This is a genomic window from Pseudoalteromonas ulvae UL12 (genome assembly GCF_014925405.1).
GTDB classification, from domain to species: domain Bacteria; phylum Pseudomonadota; class Gammaproteobacteria; order Enterobacterales; family Alteromonadaceae; genus Pseudoalteromonas; species Pseudoalteromonas ulvae.
The window spans coordinates 184,846-199,102 of the sequence record NZ_AQHJ01000022.1 but is presented as its reverse complement, the minus strand read 5'-3'; the positions used below and the strand labels follow the sequence as shown (position 1 = coordinate 199,102).

Sequence of the window (14,257 nt, the reverse complement as noted above, 5' to 3'; positions counted from 1 at the left end):
AGTTAGTATACTAATTGACAAGTTTCAGGGGTCGGACTTCGATGTGATCCCACAAATTACCCAAGTGGTGCTAGAGCGCAGAACCGATGAGGCTAAAGACATTGAGTTTCCAACTCAGTGTCCTATTTGCCAATCTAATGTTGAGCGAACTGTGGGCGAAGCCGTAGCACGTTGTAGTGGCGGGTTAGTTTGCGGGGCACAGCGTAAAGAAGCGATTAAGCACTTTGCCTCACGCAAAGCGTTTGATATTGATGGCATGGGTGACAAAATAGTTGAGCAGTTAGTCGATCGAGAGTTAATTCATACACCTGCCGATTTGTTTTTACTCAAACAAGGGCATTTAGAATCCCTTGAGCGCATGGGGCCAAAATCAGCGCAGAAATTAATTGCCGCTTTAGAAACCGCAAAGCAAACCAGTCTTAATCGCTTTTTATATTCGCTTGGCATACGCGAAGTTGGCGAAGCCACGGCAATGAATCTGGCCAATCATTACCTGACGTTAGAAAAAGTGATGGCAGCGTCAGTAGAAAGTTTACAAGATGTCTCAGACGTCGGTGAAATTGTTGCAAAGCATGTGAATTTCTTTTTCAAAGAGGCGCATAATCGAGAAGTTGTTGATGCACTGCTTGCTGCAGGTGTGTCTTGGCCTGATATTGTAGTTAAAACACAAGATGAGCAACCACTTGCAGGCAAAACGTATGTGCTAACGGGCACCTTGTCACAAATGGGGCGAAGTGATGCCAAAAATCGCTTACAAGCGCTGGGCGCGAAAGTATCGGGCAGTATTTCGGCAAAAACAGATGCGCTGGTGGCAGGTGATAAAGCAGGCTCCAAGTTAACCAAAGCACAAGATTTAGGCGTGCCTGTGTTGCTTGAAGATGACTTAGTCGCGCTATTGGAGCAATTAGGTGGATAAGCTAACTCAATGGTTGTTTGATGGATTGCAGTTTGCTGCGCAGTTTTTACATCCCTATTTGAGTCAAATCGCCATGCTGATCACTGTGTGTTTGATTGCCTTGTATGCCAATGATCTGAATAAGTTCATAAAAGGCATAGTAGGGCGACAGCATTTTATTATCCGAACAGTGCTGTTTATTGTGATTACGGCATTTGGCTATGGGGCGCTGACTTTGTGGTTGACGCCGTTCATTGCAAATGGCTTAGCGAGTCTGAAAAATGTATGGTTAGCACCCGTTGTGAGTGTGATTTTTATTGTGCTGGGTGTGGTCGCGGATCGGAAAAATCAGTCATGAAAAAGTTTGGCCCTGAGTACTGGGATAAACATGGGCTATATAAAGCCCCATTGGGTTTTATTTTAACGTTGATGGTCTTGATGCGAGGATATGTGATTTGGATTTTGGCTGCGATTTCTCGAAGGCCTGAATTGGATATCATGACCTTGTTTTACCGTGATAAGCAGCACTTTTTTGTTGCTCTTGCGATTGCCTCTATCGCGCTGCCAACGGTGGTGCTTTATTTTTTACGGCGGCCCGATGCGAAGCCTTTTTTGGGGCGAGTCTGGCGTTTTATGAAATGGCCGGTGGTACTCTGCGCGATTGTCGACTTGAGCTGGCTCATTTGGCTGGCTTCACAAAGTTATTTTGCTTTTTCTAACTTTATCGCGATTCAAGCCATGTTATTGCTGTGGGTGATATTGTATTTAATTAATAGCCGTTATTTATCGGTGTTTTTTAATGACTGGCCAGAGCCCATCGAGCCACAAGCGAACAAGTGAAAATAAAAATGACTGCAAAGGCAGTCATTTTTATATCTCAGTACAAAGTGGTTTGTTGTAAAGCATTTTTTATAAACCACTTTGTTGAAGTTGCTCTTTGATTTTGTCGTAACGTATCCGTTGATCGTTATCTAAGCGACTTGCTTCTATGGTTTTTTTGCACTTGTTGATAAGCTCGGAATTAAAGGACTGGCCATTGTGGCTGGCGTTTAAGATACATTGCAATAAATTAAGCGCAATACTTTGGTTTCGAGGCATAATGCGAAACGCTTGAGTAAATGTATCGACAGCTTGCTGGTATTTACCTTTTTGATATTGTTGCACAGCATTGTTATTGAGCTCTCTGGGTCCATATTTTATATCATTGCGCTCTTGTTTTTCTTGGTCGAGATAAGCCATGAAAGTTTCATCTTTGCTTGGATATTTTGCGCAGTGTTCGGCAATTTTTTCAAACAGGACGCTAGAGCGCTGATGAAAGCCGAGTTCATGTAATGCTTTGGCTTTATCTAGGGTATCTTCCAATGATCGGATGGGGCCATCTTCTTCAACAAGTTGATTAATAAGTGCAACAGCTTTTTCACGCTCATCTTTGAGGTAATGTAAACGTGCGCGAACGATATCCAGCTGCTCTTGTGTATCAGCATCAGGAAACTGCTGTTTTAATTCAGATAGGTAGTCATTGGTTTGTCGCGTCAGGCGATTGATTAAGTCTGATTGCTCAGTGGTTAGCGCATAATCGACCCCAGCTCTTGCTACATTAAGGTAGATATCAGGGCAATCATGAATGGAGTGTTTGGCGTATTTTAAAATACTGCGGTTAGTATCATAATGTTGTTCATAATCGTGATTAATGCGGGCGACATTGAGTAACGAAGTCTGCCGTTCAATGTTACGTGGCGACATTTCAGAGGCGGAGGCTAAGTACTCCTGCGCCTGGTGATAATTCTTAAGCTGTAATTCTAATTTACCTAACAAATCATAAGAAACCAGCTTGGTTTCAGGCTTTTCTACCATGGCTTCTAAGAGGGATTTAGCCATTTTGAATTCGTGGTTTGCAATAAATGATTCCACCAGACCCACTTTAGCCCAAGTGAATTTTTGTAAATTTAACACTGATTTGAAAAACTCTTTTGCCTCAGCGAAGCGCTTTAATTTGATCAGTAATTCACCTTTTAGTCGCAATAGAATAGGGGAGTAATGGGCCATGCCATCGGCACTTAAATTACTTTCAATATATTTAAGTGCTTTGGAGTAATTCTCTACATCGATAAAATCATAAATTTTTGCCAGTGCACGTTTTCGTTTTAATAATCGCTCAATACGCACGCTCAATTCCCGAAGCACAAAAGGCTTTGCGAGAAAATCATCAGGCTGTAATTCGACAACGCTGCGAACCAAACTTGCATCGGTTTCTGCACTAATAAAAATGAAGCCGGTTGACTGGCGCACTAAACGTTTCTTTTTTAATTCTTCATAGAGATGATAGCCGTCTTTATCTCGGCCAAGATTAAATGAGCATAAGATTAAATCGAATTTTTGTTTTTCACATAAACGGATCGCGGAGTGAGCATGTTCAGCACAGGTCAACTCTCTAAAGCCAATGCTTTCAAGAGACTGCTTCATATAGCTTTGCGCTAAGGGTTGATCGTCTACGATCAGAACCTTAGATTGAAAGAGTGTTTTGCTGACCATTGACATTAGTTATCCATAAACTGTAGTTATGAATATATAAAACAGATCTAGAAGTAGCAAGGTTTTATAACATAAACATGCGCTATTCAGTTGATTTAAAGGAATTTTTGTAAAGTAAAGCAAGAGAATTAAAGTTGAGTTTATATGTGGTGGGTCGTACTGGACTTGAACCAGTGACCCTCGCCTTGTAAGGGCGATGCTCTCCCAACTGAGCTAACGACCCATTTAGATAGTTGTAGTTTGGTGGGTCGTACTGGACTTGAACCAGTGACCCTCGCCTTGTAAGGGCGATGCTCTCCCAACTGAGCTAACGACCCATTTAGATAGTTGTAGTTTGGTGGGTCGTACTGGACTTGAACCAGTGACCCTCGCCTTGTAAGGGCGATGCTCTCCCAACTGAGCTAACGACCCACATATAAGTAATTGATTAAATGGTGGGTCGTACTGGACTTGAACCAGTGACCCTCGCCTTGTAAGGGCGATGCTCTCCCAACTGAGCTAACGACCCCAAGTAATCAATTTTCTTTACGGTTACCAAATGAATGGTGGGTCGTACTGGACTTGAACCAGTGACCCTCGCCTTGTAAGGGCGATGCTCTCCCAACTGAGCTAACGACCCGTAAAGAGTATCTAAATGGTGGGTCGTACTGGACTTGAACCAGTGACCCTCGCCTTGTAAGGGCGATGCTCTCCCAACTGAGCTAACGACCCATTTAGATAGTTGTAGTTTGGTGGGTCGTACTGGACTTGAACCAGTGACCCTCGCCTTGTAAGGGCGATGCTCTCCCAACTGAGCTAACGACCCAAACTACAGGTTGCTTCTTATGGTGGGTCGTACTGGACTTGAACCAGTGACCCTCGCCTTGTAAGGGCGATGCTCTCCCAACTGAGCTAACGACCCATAAGAAACATAAATTAAGTGGTGGGTCGTACTGGACTTGAACCAGTGACCCTCGCCTTGTAAGGGCGATGCTCTCCCAACTGAGCTAACGACCCGCTTAATTTAATACAACAAAGCTAATAACAGATAACCGTTAATCGCTGTCGTTGTGGGGCGCTATTATAGATTGAGTTGTTTTTGTGTCAATACTAGATTGTCACTTTTTAGTTTGGATGCGGTTTTTATAATCAATACGGGTGTTGTTCGCATGTAAAATAAACACCTTGCTGTTTTTTAACTCATTCTTAATGAAACCCCAGCGCGATTGGTTATTCGGCTTTTATACAAGCAGGGTAGAAGCAAGATGAAAATCGGCTACTCATATGCATCAAAATGACGCTGTAATAGGTGCTTTAATATGAAATGTCAGGGTGAGACATAATTAGTTTATGAGTTTAGCGCCAATTGTCATCTCTCAACGCGATAAAATAGCGTGCAGAGATATAGTGGTACATTAATAAGGAATTTAGCTAAGGAATAATATGGAGTGTTGCAATGGCATAAAAAAGCCGTGTTAGTCTCAATTGGAGCATTAGATCTTAGGGGGATTGAACATTGCCAGTAATTTACTCTTAATTGATCTGTGCAAATCACAAAGGGCATTGATGATTACGTTTCTCTTTATATAGACCATGAATGTAACTGAGTTGAATGCGAGCGGGAGAGTTTTTGTTGAATATCTCTATTAGCGCCAAGTCATTTACACAGTAAAGAGCATCAGATAGCTGATTGAAAAATAGACATTATTAGTGTTTGTCAAAGCAAGTTGTTCAAGTAATCAACATCTTGTTGAAAAATGATGCATTTGGTCAGTGGTGTTCAAAAAAATGTTGACTTTGAATTAGTGGCTGCATAGAATGCGCCCCGCACTCAGCAATACATGAATGTGTTTTGCAAAGTATATGGGGCTATAGCTCAGCTGGGAGAGCGCTTCGCTGGCAGCGAAGAGGTCTGCGGTTCGATCCCGCATAGCTCCACCATATATACAGTGTAATGTCCTAGTGATACAGCTTTTTAAAAGCATTGTGTCCCCATCGTCTAGAGGCCTAGGACACCGCCCTTTCACGGCGGTAACAGGGGTTCGAATCCCCTTGGGGACGCCAATTTTGATTTAGCCTCGAGTGCTGATCAGAATTACGTTTTACTCGTATGGTGAGAGTTTAAATAACCAGTCCTAGTGACACAGAAACATCGTTTTTGCGTCCCCATCGTCTAGAGGCCTAGGACACCGCCCTTTCACGGCGGTAACAGGGGTTCGAATCCCCTTGGGGACGCCACTTTATTTGCGCAAGCGAGTAGAGTACGTTATACACTCGTATGGTGAGAGTTTAAATAACCAGTCCTAGTGACACAAAAACATCGTTTTTGCGTCCCCATCGTCTAGAGGCCTAGGACACCGCCCTTTCACGGCGGTAACAGGGGTTCGAATCCCCTTGGGGACGCCACCTTTACTAATCCCGTTAGTAATATGGGGCTATAGCTCAGCTGGGAGAGCGCTTCGCTGGCAGCGAAGAGGTCTGCGGTTCGATCCCGCATAGCTCCACCATATTTTTACTACCAAAATACTTCTCAATCTATTACGTTTTTATTTTCATCACTCGTCTTATCCATTTTTGATTCTTAACTCATTGGTTTTATTTGTTCTATACTGACTTTTTCACTATTTGTTCTAATAAGGTTGGTATTTGAAAAACTCAATTCATCACATACTCACGCAATTAAAGCCAGCATCGCCTGTGACAGTTGAAATTACCGATCATGTTGGTAAGCGTATTTCAGCTCGCAGTATTTTTATTGGCTACCTGCCGAACCAATTTTTATTTTTACAAGCCCCAGATGCGAGAAAACTTGATGGCATAGATAGTTTATTGCAACCGCAAACTGTGTGTACGGTACGGGCCTTATGTGAAGAAGGCAAAGGTGCGGTGATGGCGTTTCTTACCACAATCGAAAAGGTAATCGATTCCCCAACAAAAATGCTGGCTTGTTCCTTACCGAGAGAGGTAGCAAGCCAATCACTTAGAGATAAAGTGAGGATCCCCACTTTAATTGAGGGCAGCTTAAGCTGTGAAAAGCATACATCCGAAGTGAAAATTTTAGATGTGTCAGCCGAAGGTTGTCGGGTGCTTATCGAAAAAGATCATCCCTTTACATTAAAAGTACGCGATTGTATTGCTGTGCGACTTGGCGAGCTGAAAAATGAAGACTGTTTTTCATTAACAGGCGTGGTGTGCAGTATTAAAAAGCAGGCAGAGTTTGAGTTTTTAGGAATTAAATTCGATGTCGATACTTCATCTGATATTGAGTTACTGATTAAAAAGTTAATTTTTAATCAGTAACTCAATATTTACGATTAGAAGTCGTCTAGTTTGGTTTTGGTTTGAATAAGTTCAATGGCGTAACCATCAGGATCTTTCACAAAGGCAATCTCAGTTGTGCCGCCTAATACTGGGCCTGGTTCACGGCTCACGATGCCACCTCGTTGTTTAATTTGCTCACATGCAGTGTAAATATCATCAAATTCGAGTGCAATATGGCCGTATGCATTACCCAGATCATAGCTATCGGTATCCCAATTGTGAGTGAGTTCAATGACGGCTTGCTCTGATTCGTCAGCATAACCGACGAAAGCTAACGTATAGCGATATTCTGGATTTTCAGCACGACGGATTTCTTTCATGCCCAGTACTTGCGTGTAAAAGGCGATGGATTTTTCTAAATCAGCCACGCGAAGCATAGTATGGAGTAAACGCATTTTTAACTACCTCAGTTAGATTGAATGTCAGATAAATTGTCGATTCAGCGAAGGTCGCAATCATACGCGAGACGATGAGCAATCTCAAAGTCGTTTATCTTATTGAAGATAACATTTTATTGTCGAGATCATCGCTAGGTTAATTGATAACTAAGCGCTCAACATTGCCGGTATTTATTCCGATATGAACCCACAGAGAAACCATGCCAGCGTTTAAATGCGCGTTTAAAACTACTCAATTCACTGTAGCCAGAAAGCAGAAATCAGAATTTTTAAAAGCAAAGGGAGAAGGGCAGTTTGTGGATACCTGCGCACAGAACATGCCGTGTGTGAAATAAGTAAAACACAGTATTAGGGAGAGGGAACTCCCTGTTTATTCTCATGATTGCATTTGCAGCGCGTTTATTTTATCGACCAGCTCGAGTAACCAACCAGGCGCAATACTTGGCTTATAAACTAGGTTAATCACTTCTTGATTATGTGGTGAAAAATCGGCGAGTTCAATCACTGAAAGTTGTGGATCTAGTGCAATATCAGGAATATAAGCAAGGAGGGGCTCTTTTTTGAGTAAGCTAATTAATGAGGCAAAACTGTCACAGCGAAATGCAATATTGCGCGGATAGCGATGATCTGGCCAGCCATCAGAGCCAATGCCACGGGTAATGCCACAAAATGGTGAACTGCTCGGGCACACAAACTTAGCCTCAAGCGCCGTTGCGAGTGTCGGTGCGCTTACGTTATTAATTCCATGAGCTGTTGCTGCGACTAATTTAAACGTTGTGACGCCTAATGTAATGACATTCAATCCCATTGCTTGCCAGTCTGAAATGGCCGCATCAGTGACAACAGCTAACTGTATTTGGCCTTTTTTTAGCCTACTGATCGCCTCACCTTCAAAGACGGTTTCTAAATTAACTTCGATGTGTTTGTTCGCTAAATGCGGGAGGATGTCAGCCAAGTAGTGATCCAGCAACACAGCAGGCCCTGCAATGGTTAACCAATGTTTTGCATCGCGGCTGATATATTCACTGAGCATGACATCATATCGGTTAATGATATCATTGGCGTGAAGGCTGAATTTATGTCCATTGGCATTGAGGCGAAGATGACGACCGACTCGGTCAAATAAAGGGGTGTTGAGGTGGTTTTCTATTTTTTTCAATGTCTTAGACAAAGCACCTGTGGTGACATTAAAAGCGAAAGCAGTGAGATGCACATTTTGTGTTTGTGTTAAGTGCACTAATTTACGTAAGTCTTCAATATTCATATTGCTTCCATTTGGTAAACATTTATCTACTTTAAATCGATAATTAATAAACAATAATCATTGTAAGATAGGATAAATTCTCCATCAAGAGATACCTATGATTGCCTCTTTATTGCTTAAATACATCACTAATCCCATTTTATTACTCTCGATTTTTATAACGATTGATGGCCATGCGGATTTACATGATCACCATCAGCGCGTCGGGAGCCATGGCATGGCGGTGTTCGCCGATAACCAACACAATTTATACGCCAGTCATTTACCGCTTTATAACAAGCCTCATGATTATCAAATCATTTATCAAATAGAGACCTCAGACAAACCTCAAATATTGCGGTTGTTAGCGCAGGGTATGGTGACCCTTTTACCGACTCAATTTGATTTAAATAAGTTAGTTAACGCAGAGCGTTTTTCTATCGATGCCGCTTATTACCAAGGGCATTTTGAGCGAGGTGGCACACAAGTCAGTAATGCCTCTATTTTGTTCGCCAAAGCAGTCTTAATTGAGCCAGTGCAAGCGAATTTTTTTGCCGCTCAGGCACAGTTTTATCAAGTGCCATTAAGTGAGACGAGCTCTTTATTGATCCACAAAATCCAACGTGCTCCTTCTTTTGATGCAATCGCTGTGGTGTCGCGCCCGGTAGAAAAACAAAACAGTGATCTGTTGATGTGCGACAAGCCTAAAGCGCAGCTTCATCCCGACATCACAACAGCGTTCAAGCAATGTGGTATAGGCTCACTTACTTACCTTGAAACACAGGATTTTCGTTAATGAATACACCACAAGTTTTATCTTGGTTGCTGTTATGTTTAAGTTTAATAGGGCAAGGAGGTGTTCATGCACAGCCCCTTGATAGGCTGGCAAATAAATCGTGGTTTGCAGGCAGTGAAACCTGCCAAACTGATACACATCCCGCTATAGAGGTATTTGAATATCAGCCGCAGACTTTTATTTTAAGGCAAAATAAATGCCTGCATTATGAAGCGCCGTTTATTTATTTACTCTTGGGTCAAGAAAAAGCATTACTGTTAGATACAGGCGCGACGTCGACTGTTGAGCACTTTCCTTTGGCGCAGGTGGTGCTGAACATTATTCAGCGATATTTAATAACGATAGGGCGCAGCCAGCAAGATTACTCATTGTTGGTTGCTCATTCACACAATCACAGTGATCATGTGGCTGCGGATCTGCAATTTTCAACGTTGGCGAATACTTTAGTGATGCCGGTCGGGCAATTGGATCACCTGCAGCAAGTTCTGCAGTTGACTGATTGGCCGCATAAAATTAGTCAGTTGGAATTAGGCCAACGCACACTTTCAATTATTCCGACTCCTGGTCATCAAAATGAAGGGATCACTTTGTATGATGCAAAGACACGCTGGTTATTAACTGGTGATACATTTTATCCCGGTCGGCTTTATGTACGTGATTGGCTCGAATACAAACGCAGTATTGCGAAGTTAACGGTATTTGCGACAGGGCAGGCTGTTTCGGCTTTGTTGGGCGCCCATATCGAAATGTCTGCAGAGGCTAAAATTGATTATCCAGTAGGGCAAACGTATCACCCAAATGAGAGGTCGTTAGTGTTAACCGTGGCCGATCTTAAGGTGCTTAATCAACAATTGAACACCATGGCCACCCTAGAACAAGTCGTGATGGATAAGTTTATTATTTACCCTTTAAACGAGGGAAATTAAAGACATAAGCGCTTGCCACTCAAGGTATGTTAAGGGCTGATAGTGATCAGCCCTTGATAAATGGATTACTCATAATCAGATGCATAGGTTTCTTCGTAGCTGTGAGAGTAAAGCTCAAATAAATTGCCAAATGGGTCTTCTAAGTACACCATTTTTGCCGGTTTGTTGTCATCTTCTGGGTGATAGCGCATTATGTCCATTCTTACTTTTCCACCATACGCTTGTGTTTTTTCCATCACGGTTGCAAAGTCATCTGTTTGTAAACAAAAATGGAAAATACCTAAGCGAGAAAAGTCTAAGTCATGACGCTCTGCTCTATTTTTCATCTCAAAGAGCTCGACACCAATGCCATCGGAAGTGACTAAATGAGCAATATTAAACCCTTCGAATCCTTCGCCAAAGACAGCAATACACATTCTGCCGATGGCTGACTCACGCTCTTCAATGACTTTGGTGTGACCCATCACCACACGAAGCCCTAGCACCTGAGTGTAAAATTGCACGGCCTGATCCATATCGCCAACCATAATTCCAATGTGATTCATTTTCATGACGTTTTCCTCAATTATTCCAATTTATGTATCAAGCCTATTCAGTGATTGAACACGCGGGTTAATTCATTTGATGATGTGAGTGTAGGAAACTTTAATGATTAATAAAAATTATCATATATAATCAAAATAATAATTTATTGTTATGAGGTGGTAATGCTCAATCCTGTTTGGTTAAAAACGTTTGTCACACTGATTGAAACTGGGCATTTCACAAAAACAGCTGAAAAGCTATTTATGACTCAGCCGGGTGTCAGCCAGCATATTGCGAAACTCGAACAAGCGAGCAAGCACTTATTAATAAAAAGAGATAAAAAGTCTTTTGTGATTACTGAGCAAGGGCAGTTGGTCTATGACTATGCAAAAAACTTAGCGGCCGCTGAGTCATCTTTGCTTGAGCGTTTATCTTTTGATGCGCCTGACAAAGGTGTGTGTGCTATCGCATGCTCTGGCGCCGTTGCTTTGTTGCTTTACCCTAAGCTTTTGGATCTTCAACAGCAATATAATCAATTGATTATTAAATTGACTGCAGCTCCTTATCAACAGATTTTAACGCACATTCAGCAAGGGGTGATAGATCAAGGCATCGTGACCAATATTCCGAGTAAACACCTATTTGATGTTACCGAGTTGGCTAAAGAGGAGTTGTGTTTAGTAATACCCAAAAACACAGCGCTTGGAGTAAATATCAAAGATATTTTGATAAAACTAGGGCTGATTGCTCATCCGGATGCTGGTCATTATTTATCACTTTATTGTGCACAAAGTGAAGAGCCTTCTTTGCAGCAATTAAACTTTGCCGACATTCCAGAAGCTGGCTTTATTAATCAAATTAGCCAAATTTTACATCCGATCGCCAAGGGGATTGGGTTTACGGTTCTCCCAAAAAGTGCGTTGGATAGTTATGGCGAGCTGCACAAAATCAAAATTGTAAAGCCGCAAAAGCCTGTGATAGAAACCCTTTATTTAGTTAAGAAAAAAAACCGATCTCTGCCAGCTCGATTTACCGTGGTCAATTCAGTGATTGAGTACACTTGGCAATAGGGGAGCGACAGTCTTTTTGTTAATTACATTGGTGGATATTGAGTTTTAAACGATCAATGTGGCTGATATGAGCATTGAGTTGCTAAGTATTTTAGCGTGATCTAATACCCGTAAATAGCGCGCCAAGCTGCAGAGCTAATATTTCGCTGGAGTAGCGGAGTGTGGGCTCTGAGGCTTGGCGCTTTAAGGTTTATTCTGTCGCTTGTGCTTGTGCTTGTTCTTTAAGTACGTAGATTTCACCATCGAAACTGCCTTGAATGGTTAAGCCTTGGGCTGCCAGTTCTTTGAGGTATTCGATGTGTTCCTGCGTAATATGCTGACCGGGCACTAATAATGGAATGCCTGGCGGATAGGGAGTCACTAAGCCAGCACAAATACGGTTATTACTTTTGCCAATCGCTACGGATTCTCGCTCGCCATAAAAGGCATCGCTTGGAATACACGCCAGATCGATGGCTGGTAAATTCTCCGGTAAGCGAGAACGTCGGGTTGATTTTGCTAACTTCGCCTTGCCGCTGTCGAGTTTTTTTAGCGCATTGTAAAGACGAATGATTTTTGAACGTGTGCCACCGAGTGTCAGTAATACCAAAATAGTGCTGTGGGTATATTTCTCTATTTCGAGTCCAATTTCATCGAGCAAAAATTTATGAATATCCTTTAACGAATATGGCAGCTCACTGATATCAATCAGGATTTTGAGTGGATCATGACCCATATTATCACCACTAAAATGTGGGAATATTTTCATAAAATCTTGTTTGCCGAGCACTTTGATGTGTTTGAGCGACGCCATTTGCTGTTTAAATGTTTCGACATGGTTTAATAAGGCATTGAGCAACTTATATCCTTCCATTTCTAACTGCTTTTGGCACACATCAAGGGACGCGATAAGCTGATATTTGGGTGAGGTACTGGCGTAAATACTGTAAATCTCCCTGAAAAAATCGGCATCGAAATCAGGGTCGTTAACATGAATATAAGACGCTTGTGAAAACGCCGATACCACTTTGTGTGCCGAATGGGTGACATAATCGGCGCCCGCATGAATGGCAGAATAATAGCGCAAACTCGGATGAAACAAAGAATATGCAAACCAAGCTTCGTCAATAAACACTTTGACCCCATGCTGATGGGCAAAATCGACCACTTGTTTCAAATCACTCAGTAGGCCATCGTAAGTACAACCTGTCAGCACCAATAATTTCGCATCGGTATTTTGTTCGATAGCTAACTTGATGTCGGCCAACGACGGGGGCGCAAAAATGCCATATTTTGGATTTAAAATACTCGACAAATAAATGGGAAAACTGGCTGACTGCAAAATACCGTAATGCACTGATTTATGGCAATTTCGATCGATGATCACTTTATCGCCCTTGCGAAGTAGTGTCTGCAAAATTATTTTATTGGAAGTCGATGAACCGTTCGTGACGAAATAGGTATGTTTGACTTCAAACGTGGCAGCGGCTGATTCTTGGGCGCGGCCAATGGTATTGGTACTATCTGACAATGATCCTAATGAATCGACGGAGACCGACAGATCACCAACGAACACATTGCGGCCATAAAACTGATAAAAGTCTTTGATATACGGAGAGTTTCGAAAGCTCGAACCACCGCTGTGGCCTGGAGTGTGCCACGAGTCGTTTGATTCGCCAACATAACGACGATACGCCGTCCAAAATGGGGTTTCTGAGCGATCATCAAAGTCGTTGATCATATAACCTAAAATCGCTTCAGGATCGGAGATCACCTCATCTTTAAAGAAGAAAGATTCGATTTCTTCTGATTCGTTGATTATTTCGAGCCCTTCAGTATCGTCGCCAATGACATAGACGGGCAATTCAAGGCGGATCCCTTTTAATTGCTCGATAAAGCGACTGTAAGTGCGCTCACCCGCTTTGTTGTGTGCATCCCAACTGAGCACAACCGCCTGAATATCACCATCTTCTTCAACACATTCCAACGCTTGTTTCAGCTCAAGACATTCAATAATATCGATATGAATATCGTCACGCTCAAAATTTGGAATCGCTTTAGACAAATTGGTTGAAATTTCTTGTAAAGTAGCAGGCTCTTGCTCAATCAGCAAGATACGAAGTAAAGGTAACATAAGGCTTTTCACACTGAATTTGAAGAATGCCCAATAGCATAACGAAAGGCGCGATAGTTGTGAAATTAATGCTTTGAAAATGTTTAATTATTTTCAGTACCACAATTTTGAGTCGCTATAAGCCGCACTTGAGTATAGTCATACGTTTGCAAAAGCTACGGCGTTTTCCAAACGTAATAAGTTGGTTGTTTAATCAAACACAATAACATAGCGTTATACCATGCGTAAGCTGCTGTTTAGTTGTCAATTATGAGCTAACTGTAGGTCAAGGTTTAGCTCGACAGCTATTTCAAATTCACCATAGTGTTTAGCTTTAAAAAAACCGCTTTACAAATTAACATTGTTGTCGCGCGGGCATAGGCAGCCAAAGAGGGGCTGGCGCTACCCACTCTCAGCGCCCCGACATCACGCTAAATCCTGCAAATAATCAATTGATGTGAACGTCAACGGTGAAGATAG

The 14,257-nt window shown here is 42.1% G+C and carries 11 protein-coding genes, 14 tRNA genes and 1 pseudogene; 12 read left to right on the top strand and 14 right to left on the bottom strand.

The annotated features are described in order from the left end of the window. Positions 1-40 precede the first annotated feature (40 nt). The 3 genes and pseudogenes from PULV_RS03170 to PULV_RS03160 form a co-directional block, all read left to right on the top strand. A pseudogene (locus tag PULV_RS03170) lies at positions 41-916 on the top strand (helix-hairpin-helix domain-containing protein); the annotation flags it as partial. Then, on the top strand, positions 909-1,253 hold the full coding sequence (locus PULV_RS03165) for a DUF3392 domain-containing protein (RefSeq protein WP_193330911.1): 345 nt from the start codon (positions 909-911) through the stop codon (positions 1,251-1,253). The pseudogene PULV_RS03170 and the gene PULV_RS03165, both read left to right, overlap by 8 nt. After that, on the top strand, positions 1,250-1,735 hold the full coding sequence (locus PULV_RS03160) for a DUF2919 domain-containing protein (protein ID WP_086742960.1): 486 nt from the start codon (positions 1,250-1,252) through the stop codon (positions 1,733-1,735). Before PULV_RS03165 ends, PULV_RS03160 begins: the two co-directional genes overlap by 4 nt. A gap of 69 nt (positions 1,736-1,804) precedes the next feature. Here the strand turns inward: PULV_RS03160 and PULV_RS03155 are convergent, their stop codons facing one another. The 10 genes from PULV_RS03155 to PULV_RS03110 form a co-directional block, all read right to left on the bottom strand. Next, positions 1,805-3,427 (bottom strand): response regulator, encoded by a 1,623-nt coding sequence (locus PULV_RS03155; RefSeq protein WP_086743214.1) that lies wholly within the window; start codon positions 3,425-3,427, stop codon positions 1,805-1,807. A 147-nt stretch (positions 3,428-3,574) separates the two neighbouring features. Further along, positions 3,575-3,650, bottom strand: a tRNA-Val gene (locus tag PULV_RS03150). A gap of 18 nt (positions 3,651-3,668) precedes the next feature. Beyond that, positions 3,669-3,744: transfer RNA gene (locus tag PULV_RS03145), tRNA-Val, on the bottom strand. Positions 3,745-3,762: 18 nt separating this feature from the next. Further along, positions 3,763-3,838, bottom strand: a tRNA-Val gene (locus PULV_RS03140). Positions 3,839-3,859: 21 nt separating this feature from the next. Beyond that, positions 3,860-3,935: transfer RNA gene (locus PULV_RS03135), tRNA-Val, on the bottom strand. A 35-nt stretch (positions 3,936-3,970) separates the two neighbouring features. After that, positions 3,971-4,046 (bottom strand) — tRNA-Val (locus PULV_RS03130). A 16-nt stretch (positions 4,047-4,062) separates the two neighbouring features. Next, positions 4,063-4,138, bottom strand: a tRNA-Val gene (locus tag PULV_RS03125). Between the two features lie 18 nt (positions 4,139-4,156). After that, positions 4,157-4,232 (bottom strand) — tRNA-Val (locus PULV_RS03120). Positions 4,233-4,252: 20 nt separating this feature from the next. Further along, positions 4,253-4,328 (bottom strand) — tRNA-Val (locus tag PULV_RS03115). Between the two features lie 19 nt (positions 4,329-4,347). Beyond that, positions 4,348-4,423, bottom strand: a tRNA-Val gene (locus PULV_RS03110). A gap of 848 nt (positions 4,424-5,271) precedes the next feature. Here PULV_RS03110 and PULV_RS03105 point away from each other — a divergent pair. From PULV_RS03105 to PULV_RS03080, 6 genes are all read left to right on the top strand, one after another. Beyond that, positions 5,272-5,347: transfer RNA gene (locus PULV_RS03105), tRNA-Ala, on the top strand. A gap of 47 nt (positions 5,348-5,394) precedes the next feature. After that, positions 5,395-5,470, top strand: a tRNA-Glu gene (locus tag PULV_RS03100). A gap of 98 nt (positions 5,471-5,568) precedes the next feature. Further along, positions 5,569-5,644: transfer RNA gene (locus PULV_RS03095), tRNA-Glu, on the top strand. Positions 5,645-5,736: 92 nt separating this feature from the next. Beyond that, positions 5,737-5,812: transfer RNA gene (locus tag PULV_RS03090), tRNA-Glu, on the top strand. A gap of 25 nt (positions 5,813-5,837) precedes the next feature. Further along, positions 5,838-5,913 (top strand) — tRNA-Ala (locus tag PULV_RS03085). Between the two features lie 139 nt (positions 5,914-6,052). Beyond that, complete coding sequence (locus PULV_RS03080) at positions 6,053-6,706, top strand: flagellar brake domain-containing protein (RefSeq protein WP_086742961.1); 654 nt, start codon at positions 6,053-6,055, stop codon at positions 6,704-6,706. Positions 6,707-6,720: 14 nt separating this feature from the next. On the opposite strand, the gene gloA is transcribed toward PULV_RS03080, so the two are convergent. Together gloA and PULV_RS03070 are read right to left on the bottom strand one after the other, a co-directional pair. Next, positions 6,721-7,122, bottom strand: coding sequence for a lactoylglutathione lyase (gloA, locus tag PULV_RS03075; RefSeq protein WP_086742962.1), 402 nt, complete (start codon positions 7,120-7,122; stop codon positions 6,721-6,723). Positions 7,123-7,501: 379 nt separating this feature from the next. Further along, entirely contained in the window at positions 7,502-8,389 is an 888-nt protein-coding gene (locus tag PULV_RS03070; RefSeq protein ID WP_086742963.1) for a LysR family transcriptional regulator, read from the bottom strand. 97 nt (positions 8,390-8,486) lie between these two features. On the opposite strand from PULV_RS03070, the gene PULV_RS03065 reads away from it, so the two are divergent. Then, positions 8,487-9,164, top strand: coding sequence for a hypothetical protein (locus PULV_RS03065; protein WP_193330910.1), 678 nt, complete (start codon positions 8,487-8,489; stop codon positions 9,162-9,164). Further along, positions 9,164-10,090 carry an MBL fold metallo-hydrolase gene (locus tag PULV_RS03060; protein WP_193330909.1) on the top strand — a complete coding sequence of 309 codons (927 nt, stop codon included), beginning with the start codon at positions 9,164-9,166 and terminating at the stop codon, positions 10,088-10,090. The genes PULV_RS03065 and PULV_RS03060 overlap by 1 nt, the downstream gene beginning before the upstream one ends. Before the next feature lie 65 nt (positions 10,091-10,155). Here PULV_RS03060 and PULV_RS03055 read toward each other — a convergent pair whose 3' ends face one another. Next, the gene (locus PULV_RS03055) at positions 10,156-10,641 is read right to left on the bottom strand and encodes a VOC family protein (RefSeq protein WP_086742966.1); all 486 of its coding nucleotides are present in this window, start codon (positions 10,639-10,641) and stop codon (positions 10,156-10,158) included. A gap of 156 nt (positions 10,642-10,797) precedes the next feature. Between PULV_RS03055 and PULV_RS03050 the strand changes: the two genes are divergently transcribed. Next, on the top strand, positions 10,798-11,685 hold the full coding sequence (locus PULV_RS03050; RefSeq protein ID WP_193330908.1) for a LysR family transcriptional regulator: 888 nt from the start codon (positions 10,798-10,800) through the stop codon (positions 11,683-11,685). Between the two features lie 190 nt (positions 11,686-11,875). On the opposite strand, the gene PULV_RS03045 is transcribed toward PULV_RS03050, so the two are convergent. Further along, entirely contained in the window at positions 11,876-13,798 is a 1,923-nt protein-coding gene (locus PULV_RS03045) for an aminotransferase class I/II-fold pyridoxal phosphate-dependent enzyme (protein ID WP_193330907.1), read from the bottom strand. Between the last annotated feature and the right edge of the window lie 459 nt (positions 13,799-14,257).

What these genes read in the sequence shown, in the direction of transcription:
- PULV_RS03070 (WP_086742963.1), bottom strand. Translation starts at nt 8,389, where the DNA reads ATGAATATTGAAGACTTACGTAAATTAGTGCACTTAACACAAACACAA.
- PULV_RS03055 (WP_086742966.1), bottom strand. Translation starts at nt 10,641, where the DNA reads ATGAAAATGAATCACATTGGAATTATGGTTGGCGATATGGATCAGGCC.
- PULV_RS03160 (WP_086742960.1), top strand. Translation starts at nt 1,250, where the DNA reads ATGAAAAAGTTTGGCCCTGAGTACTGGGATAAACATGGGCTATATAAA.
- PULV_RS03065 (WP_193330910.1), top strand. Translation starts at nt 8,487, where the DNA reads ATGATTGCCTCTTTATTGCTTAAATACATCACTAATCCCATTTTATTA.
- PULV_RS03045 (WP_193330907.1), bottom strand. Translation starts at nt 13,798, where the DNA reads ATGTTACCTTTACTTCGTATCTTGCTGATTGAGCAAGAGCCTGCTACT.
- PULV_RS03155 (WP_086743214.1), bottom strand. Translation starts at nt 3,427, where the DNA reads ATGGTCAGCAAAACACTCTTTCAATCTAAGGTTCTGATCGTAGACGAT.
- PULV_RS03060 (WP_193330909.1), top strand. Translation starts at nt 9,164, where the DNA reads ATGAATACACCACAAGTTTTATCTTGGTTGCTGTTATGTTTAAGTTTA.
- PULV_RS03050 (WP_193330908.1), top strand. Translation starts at nt 10,798, where the DNA reads ATGCTCAATCCTGTTTGGTTAAAAACGTTTGTCACACTGATTGAAACT.
- gloA (WP_086742962.1), bottom strand. Translation starts at nt 7,122, where the DNA reads ATGCGTTTACTCCATACTATGCTTCGCGTGGCTGATTTAGAAAAATCC.